An 11,641-nucleotide genomic window follows, 5' to 3' on the forward strand; every position below is an offset into this window, starting at 1 on the left:
CGCGCTCGGCGCTCAGGCCGCCGCGGCTGCGAGTTCGCGCTTCGGCGCCTGAGCCTGCGGCGTGCCGGCCTCGTCGTCGCGGGCCGCTCTGCGGATGGCCGGCAGGCAGGCGATCACGATCGCGATCGAGAGGAGGCCGACCGCCGCGAAGGCGACCTGCACGTCCATCACCACCGACATCGCCCCGCCCAGCAGGAACCCGATGAGCTGCGCGGCGGCCAGGCGCCCGTGGACCGCAGCGTTCGCGCGCCCCAGGAACGCCTCGGGCACCCGGCGCGCCACCGCGATGCCCAGCGCCGAGTTCTCCCCCGCGTTGAACATCCCGCCGAGCAGGTTGAGCGGCACCATGAGCAGCACCGTGAACAGCGGCATCCCCTGCCCGAAGCACACCAGCCCGACCCCGGCCAGGCACGCCATGACCATCCACGCCAGCTGCACATCACGGTCGAGCCGCCGGATCACCGCGGCCGCGATCCACGCGCCCACGACCATCCCCGCGGTCCAGCAGGCCTTGATGAGCCCGTACATGCTCTCGGTCGCGTCGTAGACCTCGCGCACCAGGAAGACGCTGAGCACGTTCACCGCGCAGAGCGCCGCGATCACCGCACTGAACGCCACGACGACCACCGTGAGCAGCCGGTCGCCGCCCAGGCTCCAGCCCGCACCGACGAGCGCCTCCTTCGCCGCGACGGGCCGGCGCATCCCACCTCGCCGCGTGCGGATGTCGCAGCACAGCAGCACCCGTGCCATCGCGCACGCCGCCGCGAGGGCGAGTGCGGCGCCGACACCGTTGGCGCCGATGAGGAACCCGGCCGCGGCGGGCCCGGCCGCCAGGCCGACGAGCGTGCCGGTCTGGACCAGCGCGACCGCTCGCGGCAGGTCCTCGCGGCTCGCCATGGTCGGGACGAGCGCGCTCACGACCGGCTGCAGGACCGCCGTCCCGGCGGCGTTCACGATGACCAGTCCGTACAGGCCGTACAGGTTGTCGGTGAACGCCATCGCGACGATCGCGGCGGTCTGCACGAGGCCGGAGACGGCCATGAGCGCGCGGCTGTCGAAGCGGTCGGCCATGCGCCCGGTGAACGGCGCGAGGAGGACCAGGGGCAGGGTCGCGCAGATGATGAGCGCGGCGATGGCGATGCCGCCGTAGCCCTCCGTCTGGAGGCGGAGGGTGAGGGCGAAGTCGGCCGTGAACATGGCGGTTCCGGCGAGGAACGCGCAGGTCGCGGCGGTGTAGACGTCCGACCAGCGGGTCCCGTCCAGGAAGGATGTGAAAGACATATTTCGAAGATACTCTTTCACACTTCGATGCGAAAGAGGTTTTTCAGATTTTTCGAAGGATTTCTTTTACATCTTCAACGGCGCTGCTCCCGATGCCTCCCAAGCAGACCCGCGTCGCCTCAGATCTTCGGGAAGAACCGGAACAGCGTGTTGAACACGTAGGTGCCGTCGCCCTCGTCGACGCCTTGCATCGCCCGCTCCGACGTGCGGTCGGCGTACTCCTGCTCCAGCTCCTGGTAGCGGCGGCTGAACTCGGCCGCCTCCTCGATCGTGAGCCGCAGGTGCGCCTGCTGCGTCAATGAGGCCTCGCGCAGCGCCGGGTCGACCTCGAACCGCTGGTCGAGCCAGCGGAGGAGGTTGCGGTCGTGCTGCTCCATGAAGACTTCGCCCATGGTCCGCTCGATGACCTTGTGGCTCTCCGGGGCGTCGTCCTCCGCGCGGATCGAGAAGCTCTGGATCTTCATGCGCCACAAGCGCTCGCGCGCGTCGCCGCGGCTGGGCGCCTCCTCGATGAACCCGGCCTTCGCGAGGGTCCGGAGGTGGTAGCTCATCGCGCTCGGCGTCATGCCCGCGACCTCGGCGATCTCGGTGGCCGTGGCCCCGTCGAACCCCGCGACCCGGCGCCCGGCCAGGAAGTCGAAGACCGCCATCCGCGCCGGGTGGGCGAGCGCCTTCATTCGCTCGGGGTCGGTGATCTTCACGTGCTCCTTGCCCATGAAGCGCGGCTTGGCCGGCGGCTCGGGCGGCAGCGGCGGTGTCGGCGGGGCCGGCACCGCGGGCCCCGCCGTCGCGCCCGGCGTGGTGCCCTCAGGACGCGAAGCAGGTGTTTCAGACATGGGTCAAGCTAACCACGCCCCGCCGCGGGGTGCGGCGACGACCGCTCGGGAAGGCCTAACCGGAGGAGGCCGCGGCGGCGTTGGCGCCGTCGCGGTTGCTCACCGCCTTGCGCGTGGCCGCGCCGGCCCAGTGGGCTTCGGCGAAGGCCTTGAGCTCCTTGCGGGACGGCCGGGTCTGGCGGTCGGGGAAGATCGTCTTCTCCAGGCGGATGGCGGCCATGAGCGACAGGAGCGCCTGCGTGCGCTCGTCGAAGGCGCGGCCGTGGCGGACGGCGGAGGCGAGCCGGGTGCGGGCGTCGGCCGTCATGCCCCGGTCGCGCGGGTGGTACCGGTTGACGGGGAAGATCCCGAGGGCTTTGCCGCGTTCGTGGCGCAGCGCGCCGGAGGCGACGAGCCCTTCGCGCACCGCCGGGACGAGGCCTTTGGAGGCCCGCTCGAGCACGCTGTGGGGCGCGCGCGGCTTGTCGGCGGCGATGGCGGCGAGGCGGGAGTCGACGACGGGGTCGCCGGTGGGGGTGGTGTCGAGGACGCGGACCTTCTTGCCGTCCACGCCGATGCGTCCGGCGAGCGCGAGCTCGTACAAGACCGCGCCGCCGAGGCCGAGGTCGAGGTAGCCGCCGGCCCGGCCGTTCGCGCCTTCGTGCGAGAGCAGCGCCAGCTCTTCGAGCAGTGTCGACATGCTTTCAGCGTAAGCCGGGTGCGCTCGCCGCGCGACAGCGTAAGCCGGTCGTCGCGCCTGCGGCACGACTCATGCGCCTTCGCGGCGGAGGCGGTCGAGCCAGGCGGCGGCGTCGGCGAAGTCGGCGTCGCTGAGGCCGGCGGGCGGCGGGACGGGCTTGTCGGAGTGGTCGCGCGGGTAGGAGCCGAGGTAGCGGACGTCGGCGCAGATGCGGCGCAGGCCCGTGAGCGCCTCGCCCATGCGGGCGTCGGCGAGGTGGCCGGTGCAGTCGAGGAAGAACGCGTACCGGCCCAGGCCCTCGCCGGTGGGGCGGGACTCGATGCGGGTGAGGTTGATGCCGCGGATGGCGAACTCGGTGAGCACGCCCAGGAGCGCGCCGACCCGGTCGTAGTCGATGTAGACGACCAGGGAGGTGATGTCGTTCCCGCTCGGATCGGGCGGGCTGGTGGGGCGCACGACGTGGACGAAGCGGGTCGCGGCGTTCGGGTTGTCGCCGATGTCGAAGGCCTGCACGGGGAGTCCGACGGCCTCGGCGGCGAACGGCGGGCACACGGCGGCGTCGAACTCGCCGCCAGCGGCGCGCTGGGCGGCCTGGGCGGTCGAGAGGGCCTGGTGGACGACGGCGTCCGGCAGCTCGCGGCGCAGGTACTTGCGGACCTGGGCGAGGGCGACGGGCATCGAGGCGACTGTGGTGATCTCGCCGACGGGCTTCTCGGAGGCGAGCACGAAGGTGACCGGGAGGACGACCTCGCCGACGATGACGAGCGGGTCGCCGCCCACGAGCTCGTCCACCGTGACGGTGACGGTGCCCTCCTGAGAGTTCTCGATCGGCACGAAGCCCGCGTCGACCTCGCCGCGGCGCACGGCGTCGAGGACCTCGAAGATCGAGGACATCGGTGTGGCGGTGGCGGTCTTGGCGGCGGGCAGTCGGCGGAGCGCGGCCTCGGTGAAGGTCCCGCGCGGCCCGAGATAGGCGAACTCCATGGGGCAACGCTAGCAAGGCGGGCCGGGCAGGGGCCGCGAGCTGCGCTTCTGCCCGGGCGGTCGCGGCAGCAATGAGACGGCGATCTCAACCGCGACCCGCCGTAGACGGGCTTCCCGCTGTCCCGTATGCTTGTCGAGCCCAAGCGGAATTCCGCGGTGGTAAGCACAGGGAAATCGAAGTGCGGCTCTCAAGGCCGTATGACAGGATCACTGAGCGCCCCCATCGTCTAGCGGCCTAGGACGCCGCCCTTTCAAGGCGGTAGCACGGGTTCGAATCCCGTTGGGGGTACGGCCCAGACGCGGCTCCGGTCACACGGAGAGCGCCTGGTATAAATATAGAGGTCTTAACGGCCTTGTAGGACACGCAAGTGTTCGACCAAGGTCCCGTAGAGCAGCTAGGAGTGCTCGCCACCCTGTCAAGGTGGAGGTCGCGGGTTCAAATCCCGTCGGGACCGCAGTACAGAAAGCCCGCCGATTCGTCGGCGGGCTTTTTCGTGCCCTGTACAGCTCGGGATTCACCGGGATGTCGCCCTCGAACGGCAGGGCGAGCGAGGTCGACGGAGGTCGCGGGCGCTCGGCAACCTGGTGGACACTTCGGACCGAGAGCCGTGCCGGGCCGGTTCGCCAGGGCCTCGCTGGGCTTCGGCAGGAGCGGCGGCCGATGGTGATCCCGGGATCATGAGCGGATTTCAAGGCGCGTTCACCGTGGGTTCATTTTCTTCGTTAACCTTGTGATGTATGACGAATAGTGACCCTGTTCCGCTCGTTGACACCGGTTTGCCACCCGACCGGTATCTCGATCGGGAAGAGAGCTGGCTGCGGTTCAACGGCCGGGTGCTGCGCCTGGCGCAATCCCCTGAACTGCCCCTGCTCGAACGGGTCCGCTTCCTCTCGATCTTCTCCAACAACCTCGACGAGTTCTTCATGGTCCGCGTCGCCGGGCTCATCCGCCGCCTCGCCACCGGCCTGCCCGTACGCACCTCCTCGGGCCGCTCGCCCCACGCCGTCCTCACCCGCATCGCCGGCCTCGCCCACCAGATGAGCATCGAGCACGCCGAGTACTTCCGCGACGAGATCGCCCCGCTCCTGGCCGAGGAGGACATCGCGATCGTCCGCTGGGACGACCTCGAGGAGGTCGAGCAGGCCCGCATGCACGAGCTGTTCCGCACCCGCATCTACCCCGTGCTCACCCCGCTCGTCGTCGACCCCGCCCACCCCTTCCCCTACATCTCCGGGAACTCCCTCAACCTCGCCGTCCAGGTCCACGACCCCCGCAACGGCACCACCCGCTTCGCGCGCGTCAAGGTCCCGCCGCTGCTCTCGCGGTTCATGGCCGTCGCGCCCGGCCGGTTCACGCCCCTCGAGGACGTCATCGCCGCGCACATCGCGCAGCTGTTCCCCGGCATGGACGTGCTCGGGCACCACACGTTCCGCGTCACCCGCAACCAGGACCTCGAGATCGACGAGGACATCACCGAGAACCTCCTCCAGACTCTCGAGCGCGAACTGCTGCGCCGCCGCTTCGGGCCCGTCGTGCGCCTCGAAGTGGAGGACACCATCGACGCGAAGGTCCTCGACCGGCTCATCGCCGAACTCGGTGTCGACGAGCAGGTCGTCTACAAGCTGCCCGGCCCGCTCGACCTCGCCGGGCTCGACGCGATCGCCGACCTCGATCGGACCGAGCTGAAGTACCCGCGGTTCCGGCCCTCGGAGAAGGTGCTGCCGCCGGACGCCGACCTGTTCGCCGTGATGCGCGACCGGGACGTGCTCGTCCACCACCCCTACGACTCGTTCACCGCCTCGGTCGAGCGGCTCATCGAGGAGGCCGCCGCGGACCCGAAGGTCCTGGCGATCAAGCAGACCCTGTACCGCACCAGCGGCAAGTCCCCCATCGTCGACGCGCTCATCAGCGCCGCCGACGCCGGGAAGCAGGTCGTCGTCGTCGTGGAGATCAAGGCCCGCTTCGACGAGCAGGCCAACATCGACTGGGCGCAGAAGCTCGAGCAGGCCGGCTGCCACGTCATGTACGGCATAGTGGGCCTCAAGACGCACTGCAAGCTCGCGCTGGTCGTGCGGCAGGAGGCCGACGGGACCCTGCTGCGGTACAGCCATGTCGGGACCGGGAACTACCACCCGACCACGGCGCGGCTCTACGAGGACGTCGGCATCCTCACCACCGACCCCGAGGTCGGCGAGGACGTGAACGCGATCTTCAACCACCTCACCGGGTTCTCGCGCGACGAGGACTTCCACCGGCTGCTCGTCGCCCCGCATTCGCTGCGGCCCGGCCTGATCGAGCGGATCGACCGCGAGATCGAGAACCACCGCAACGGCCTGCCCGCGCGGCTGCGCTTCAAGTGCAACTCGCTCACCGACGAGGGCATCATCGACGCCCTGTACCGGGCGTCCCGGGCCGGCGTCCCCGTCGACCTGTACATCCGCGGCATCTGCGCGCTGCGGCCCGGCGTCCCGGGGCTCTCGGAGACCATCCGGGTCAGGAGCGTCCTGGGGCGCTTCCTGGAACACTCCCGGGTGTACGTCTTCGAGAACGGCGGCGATCCGGAAGTATGGTTGGGCAGCGCGGACCTCATGCACCGCAATCTCGACCGCCGCGTCGAGGTGCTCGTCCGGGTCGAGGGGGACGCCCACCGCGCGCAGCTGACCTCGCTGCTCGACCGCGGCATGGACGCCGACATCCGGACCTGGCGGCTCGGCCCGCTGGGGCTGTGGACCCGCCAGCGCAGCGGGGGCGACCTCCAGGAACAACTCATGCAGGAGCACCGTTGATGCAACCCGAGATCTTCGCCGCCGGCGCCGTCCTGTGGCGCCAGGCCGAGAAGGGCCCCGAGCTGGCCCTCATCCACCGGCCCAAGTACGGCGACTGGACGTTCCCGAAGGGGAAGCTGAAGCGCGGCGAGCACCTGCTCGCGGCCGCGCAGCGCGAGGTCTTCGAGGAGACGGGCATCCGCCCGGTGCTCGGCCGCCCGCTCGCACCCTCCTTCTACGACAAGGAAGGCAAGCTCAAGCGGGTCGACTACTGGTGCGCCACACCGGCATCGGACGATGCCGTGGACGAGGCGGTCGACCCGCGCGAGGTCGACGAGCTCGAATGGGTCCCGCTCGCTGACGTCGCCGAGCGGCTGACCTACGAGCGCGACCAGCCGGTGCTGGCGGACTTCAAGCGCCTCAACGCGCGCGAGACCGTGCCGCTCGTCTTCGTGCGTCACGCGATTGCGATGTCCAAAGCGGACTGGTTCGACCAGGACGAGCTGCGGCCCTTGAACCAGCGGGGCCGAGAACGGGCCCAGCAGCTCGAGGTGCTCCTGGCCGCGTACCCCACGGGTGCGGCCTACACCTCGACGAGCGCCCGGTGCCTGGAGACGCTGCTGCCGTACTGCGCCGCCGAGGCGGTCGCAGTGACGGGGCTGCCCGAGTTCACCTTGGGCACGAGCAAACCCGCCGAGGTCGCCGCCCGCCTGGACGAGATCATCGCCTCCGGCAAGCCCGCAGTCGTCTGCGGCCACGGCGAGCACATCGACGAGATGATCACCTACGTGAGCGGCCGCCTGGGCTCACCGACCCTTTTGGACCCCTTGGAAAAGGGCTCCTTCGTGGTCTTCCACACCGCCGACGGCGAACTGGTGGCGACCGAGCACCACAACTGAGTTACTCGAACAATCTGTCGGTTTTCCGACAAAGGCGCGTCTTCGGGGATGCCGCACTCGTTTCACGGGAGTACCACGAAACGAAGGGAATCCCCCGATGCCAGGAGATGCGCACGAGCTCATCGTGCAAGCCATCCAAGACGAGCCGCTCACGGCGGCTTGGCTGATGGACCTCGCCGACAAGGACTGTCGGGTCGCCGTCTGCACCGGCGCCCAGACACGTTCGGCTCCATGGGAAGGACCGAGCGGCGAGCCGATGTCGTCGTGACCTTGTCGTTCCCGAACGAGGACGACCGTATGGTCATCGTCGAGGTCCAGAACGAATGGAAGAACGAGAAGCACTACCGGCTGCCGGGTTACATGACCCGAGCCTTCGAGGACCACAGGTTGCCGATCGAGCTGTTGCTCGTCTGTCCTGACGACACCGTGGCCCGGAAGTACCGGAAGGGCATCCGGCTCGGCCCGGACAACACCATCACCGTGCATTCGGTCGGGATGTCGGACTTCCCCGAGGACCCCGACGCGGACCTGCTGCCCACGGCGGCGGCCGCTGTGGTGATCGCAGCCTTCGGCAAGGCCCCGAACGGGCGCAAAGCCGAACTGTTCATCTCGACACTCGACCACCGCCTCGGTACCATCGAACCAGGGCGAGCGGCCGATTACATCAAGTCTCTGCTCACGATTCTGGAAGACGAGCCCGCCCGAATGCTGGAGGAACTCATGCGCACGCAGACCCGCCCGTACCACTCCGAATACAGCGACAGCCTGCTCGAGCAGGGCGAGGTCCGATACGCTAGGCGCGCGCTAGTGCGCTACCTCGAAAGCACTCCGACCGGGCTTACGCATGAGCAGCGGCAGCAGATCGAGCGCTGCGCCGATCTGCGGATGCTCGACTCCTGGCTCGACAAGGCTTACCAACAACAGAGCGGCGAGGGCCTGTTCGAATAATGCGCATGCGAATGGGGGCGCTGGGCCGATTGGTCCCGCGCCCCCTTTTCGCTTGCAGCTAGCGGGTCAGGCGGATGGTGTCGATGTAGATGCCTCCGCTGCGGAAGACCAGGTAGAGGTCTTGGGTGCCTTCGGCGTTCTGGAGCGGTGCGGTGACGTCGGTGAAGGACTGGAAGCCGGCCGTCTTGGGGACCTCGACCTCGGCGAGGAGGGGGCCGTCGGGGGCGGCGGCTCGGACCTCGATCACACGGTTTTCAGGAGCACTGTCGGCGAGGTCGGCCCAGTCGGCGGTGGTGGTGGCGGTGCGCAGCTCGATGCCGGTGGCGCCGTCCAGGACCGCCTTGGTGAAGCCCACGTGGCTGCCGGCCCGGCGGGAGCCGGTCGAGTGGTAGCCGCCCTCGCGCTTGAGGGTGTGGAGCTTCGCGACCTCCCAGTAGGTGAGGCCTTCGGCGATGGTCGCCTTCTCCCAGACGTTGGCCGTCTCCGAGAGGTCGAGTTCGGCGATGGCCTCGCCCTCGATGCGGACCTGGGCCTGCGGGCCGTCGTCGCCGATCGTGAACCGGTAGTCGCCGGTCTCGACGATCCGCTTGCCGCGCACCACGTCCCACACGAACAGGGTCTGCGGGTCGACCTCGATCTCGACGCGGCGGGTCTCGCCGGGCTCGATGCCGCGGGCGCGGGTGAAGCCCGCGAGCTGCCGCTGGGGGGCCCGGTCGCCGTACGCGGATTCGGTGATGCGGGCGAAGAGGAGCACGACCTCGTCGGAGGTCCGCTCCCCCGCGTTCGTGACGTCCACAGTGGCGGTGAACGGCTCAGCGGCGTCCGCGGTGGCGGGGACCTGGAGGTCGCCGTACTCGAAGTCGGTGTAGCTCAGACCGTGTCCGAAGCCGTAGGTCGCCTCGGCCTTGGAGTAGCGGTAGGTCAGCCCCGCCGCGATCACGTCGTACTCGAGCATGTCGACGTCGCTGACGCGGAACGCCTCGGCGCGCGGGCCCGCCTTCGGGAGCGAGGACGTGTCCGGCAGCCAGGTCGAGGTGAGCCGCCCGGCCGGCGAGTAGTCGCCGGCCAGGGCCTCGGCGAGGGCGTCGCCGAGGGCCTGCCCGGCGTGGGAGGTGTAGAGGATCGCGGCCACGTTGGGGTCGGCGGCGATATCGCCGATCGCCAAGGGGTAGGCCGAGACCACGACGACGACGGTGCGGCCGGGCTTGGCGGCGGCGACCTCGCGGACGAGGTCGGCCTGGCGCGGGGCGAGGTCGAGGCCGGGGCGGTCGAAGCATTCGCGGGCATTGACCATCGGGTGGTTGCCGACGAACACGACGGCCCAGTCCGCTTCGGCCGCAACGGCTGCGGCGGCTTCGGGACCGTTCTCCCAGAGCGTTTCGGTGAGGATCGGGTCGGCGGCGCCCTTGGTCAGCGGCAGCGAGCCGTCCTCGGCGAGGCGCACGTGGAACGGGCCGTCGGCTTCGGCGGGAACGTGGTTCACGCCGAACAGCTCGACGGCGCCTTCAACAGCGGTGCCTTCGACAGCACTGTCACCAGTGGGCCGGTAGTGGAGGTTCTGGTGGGTGAACCAGGCGTCGCCGTCCTCCATCTCGGTCTCGACGGCGACGAGCCGCGGTCCGCCGCCGCCGGAGGCGCCGGCCTGGTTCTCGAAGGAGGCCGGGCCGTCGTTCTGGTGCAGGAGGTTCGCCTGCACGAACCTGCCGGTGGCGGTGTGGCGGAACATGTGCTGCTCGTGCGCCCAGTCCCAGACCTCGAAGGTCTCGGTGTCGCCGAGCGTCTCAGCGGCGGCGACGAGCGCCCCGTTCTCGGCGACAGTGACGAACTTCCCGGCGGCCTGCCACGCGACGGTGTCGTTGCCGCTGTGGTGGGCCACCCGTACGAACCGCTCGCGCAGGGCCTGGAGCGGGCTGGGGCGGCGCTCGGCGGGCACGGTGGGGCTGTAGAAGTCGCGGAGGTTGAGGTCGGCGAGCGGGCCGACGACGGCGATGCTCGCGGTCGACGGCAGCGGCAGGGCCGCATCGGTGTTCTTGAGGAGCACGAGCTGCTCCTGGGCGGCGCGGTGCGCGAGCGCGATGTGCTCGGGCCGGTCCTGCGGGTGCGGGTCAGCCGGGATCAGGTTGTACTCGCAGGCGTCGCCGTCGAGTTTGCCGGTGCGGACGAGGAAGTGGAGCCAGTCGCGAACCGATCGATCCACATGGGACATGGTGACGCCGAGGAGCCCGCGGCGCACGGCCTCGCCCGCGTTGGGCACGAACGGCAGCTCGGACCCGTCGTGGAAGTGGGAGACGCCGGCGTGGAGCATGAGCGCCGAGGCGTAGACGCCGATCTCCTCGATGCCCTCGATCGCGTGGCCCGCCTCGGCCGCGAGGCCCTGCGGGTAGGGCACGTCGCCACGCGGGTCGACCTGCCAGGTGTCCCACGGCTCGCCCTTGGTGGTGTGCAGGTTGACGCCGTCCCAGCCGTCGGGCAGGAAGAAGAACACGCCGTCCTCGGTCCACTCGGAGCGCAGCGTCTCCAGCAGCGGCGAGACGATCGAGGGCACGCCGTTGACGTTGTTGTACGCGGTCATCGCGCCCATCACCGCGCCCGCCTCGACGGGCATCCGGTACGGCACGACCTGGTACTCGTGGAACGCCCGCACGCCCATGGACGAGGAGCCCTGCGCGCGGTGCCACTCGTGGCTGTAGCCGAGGAAGTGCTTCATCTGCGGGAAGGTCTTGACGTACTCGGGGTGGCGCCCGCGCAGGCCCCACGCGTACGCGGTGGTCATGGCGCCGACGTGGAGCGGGTCCTCGCCGAAGCCCTCCTCGAAGCGCCCCGCGAGGGGGTTCGAGCGGATGTCGGCGACCGGCCCGAACGAGGCGTGCACGTCGGTGTCGCGGGCGCGCACCTCGTGGGCGACGGCCGCGCCGACGGCCTCCATGAGCTCGGTGTCCCAGGTCGCGCCGAGGCCGATGGCCTGCGGGAAGAACGTCGCGTCGGGCTTCTTGCCGGAGGAGTGCAGGACCTCGTTGAACTCGTTGCTGTGGGCCGGGAGGGTGTAGCCGTCGGCGAGGACGGTCTCGGGCACGCCGTTGAGGCACGCGAGCTTCTGCTCGTCCGTCATGAGGGCGAGGATCGCCTCCACGCGTTCGGCGACAGGCCTGGTCGGGTCGAGGTACACGGGAGCGGTCATGCTCGTCCTATCGGTCGGAGTCGGTACCCACGACATTACGACGGGCGACCAGACAAATTCAAGTCGGTAT

8 protein-coding genes and 2 tRNA genes are annotated in these 11,641 nt (G+C 69.9%); 5 read left to right on the top strand and 5 right to left on the bottom strand.

All coding sequences use genetic code 11. The features are described from left to right. Nucleotides 1-12: 12 nt before the first annotated feature. The 4 genes from O2L52_RS21790 to pheA all read right to left on the bottom strand — a co-directional run bounded on the left by O2L52_RS21790 (nt 13) and on the right by pheA (nt 3,780). On the bottom strand, nt 13-1,281 hold the full coding sequence (locus tag O2L52_RS21790; protein WP_270118204.1) for an MFS transporter: 1,269 nt from the start codon (nt 1,279-1,281) through the stop codon (nt 13-15). Nucleotides 1,282-1,400: 119 nt separating this feature from the next. Further along, nucleotides 1,401-2,117, bottom strand: coding sequence for an ArsR/SmtB family transcription factor (locus O2L52_RS21795; protein WP_270118205.1), 717 nt, complete (start codon nt 2,115-2,117; stop codon nt 1,401-1,403). Nucleotides 2,118-2,172: 55 nt separating this feature from the next. Beyond that, the gene (locus tag O2L52_RS21800; protein ID WP_270118207.1) at nt 2,173-2,796 is read right to left on the bottom strand and encodes a GOLPH3/VPS74 family protein; all 624 of its coding nucleotides are present in this window, start codon (nt 2,794-2,796) and stop codon (nt 2,173-2,175) included. A 69-nt stretch (nt 2,797-2,865) separates the two neighbouring features. Then, nucleotides 2,866-3,780, bottom strand: a complete 915-nt coding sequence (pheA, locus tag O2L52_RS21805) for a prephenate dehydratase (protein WP_270118209.1) — start codon at nt 3,778-3,780, stop codon at nt 2,866-2,868. A 216-nt stretch (nt 3,781-3,996) separates the two neighbouring features. Between pheA and O2L52_RS21810 the strand changes: the two genes are divergently transcribed. The 5 genes from O2L52_RS21810 (at nt 3,997) to O2L52_RS21830 (ending at nt 8,393) form a co-directional block, all read left to right on the top strand. After that, nucleotides 3,997-4,069 (top strand) — tRNA-Glu (locus tag O2L52_RS21810). Nucleotides 4,070-4,160: 91 nt separating this feature from the next. Next, nucleotides 4,161-4,235, top strand: a tRNA-Asp gene (locus O2L52_RS21815). 283 nt (nt 4,236-4,518) lie between these two features. Next, nucleotides 4,519-6,567 carry an RNA degradosome polyphosphate kinase gene (locus O2L52_RS21820; protein WP_270118211.1) on the top strand — a complete coding sequence of 683 codons (2,049 nt, stop codon included), beginning with the start codon at nt 4,519-4,521 and terminating at the stop codon, nt 6,565-6,567. Next, nucleotides 6,567-7,445 (top strand): NUDIX hydrolase, encoded by an 879-nt coding sequence (locus O2L52_RS21825; protein WP_270118212.1) that lies wholly within the window; start codon nt 6,567-6,569, stop codon nt 7,443-7,445. The genes O2L52_RS21820 and O2L52_RS21825 overlap by 1 nt, the downstream gene beginning before the upstream one ends. 231 nt (nt 7,446-7,676) lie before the next feature. Beyond that, nucleotides 7,677-8,393, top strand: coding sequence for a hypothetical protein (locus O2L52_RS21830; RefSeq protein ID WP_270118213.1), 717 nt, complete (start codon nt 7,677-7,679; stop codon nt 8,391-8,393). A gap of 58 nt (nt 8,394-8,451) precedes the next feature. Here O2L52_RS21830 and O2L52_RS21835 read toward each other — a convergent pair whose 3' ends face one another. Then, complete coding sequence (locus O2L52_RS21835) at nt 8,452-11,571, bottom strand: glycoside hydrolase family 3 protein (protein WP_270118215.1); 3,120 nt, start codon at nt 11,569-11,571, stop codon at nt 8,452-8,454. Nucleotides 11,572-11,641 lie beyond the last annotated feature (70 nt).

The organism is Glycomyces algeriensis (assembly GCF_027622855.1).
GTDB lineage: Bacteria > Actinomycetota > Actinomycetes > Mycobacteriales > Micromonosporaceae > Glycomyces > Glycomyces algeriensis.

Coding starts and splice junctions, on each gene's coding strand:
- O2L52_RS21795 (WP_270118205.1), bottom strand. CDS start 2,117: ATGTCTGAAACACCTGCTTCGCGTCCTGAGGGCACCACGCCGGGCGCG.
- O2L52_RS21800 (WP_270118207.1), bottom strand. CDS start 2,796: ATGTCGACACTGCTCGAAGAGCTGGCGCTGCTCTCGCACGAAGGCGCG.
- O2L52_RS21825 (WP_270118212.1), top strand. CDS start 6,567: ATGCAACCCGAGATCTTCGCCGCCGGCGCCGTCCTGTGGCGCCAGGCC.
- O2L52_RS21820 (WP_270118211.1), top strand. CDS start 4,519: ATGACGAATAGTGACCCTGTTCCGCTCGTTGACACCGGTTTGCCACCC.
- O2L52_RS21830 (WP_270118213.1), top strand. CDS start 7,677: ATGGGAAGGACCGAGCGGCGAGCCGATGTCGTCGTGACCTTGTCGTTC.
- O2L52_RS21835 (WP_270118215.1), bottom strand. CDS start 11,571: ATGACCGCTCCCGTGTACCTCGACCCGACCAGGCCTGTCGCCGAACGC.
- O2L52_RS21790 (WP_270118204.1), bottom strand. CDS start 1,281: ATGTCTTTCACATCCTTCCTGGACGGGACCCGCTGGTCGGACGTCTAC.
- pheA (WP_270118209.1), bottom strand. CDS start 3,780: ATGGAGTTCGCCTATCTCGGGCCGCGCGGGACCTTCACCGAGGCCGCG.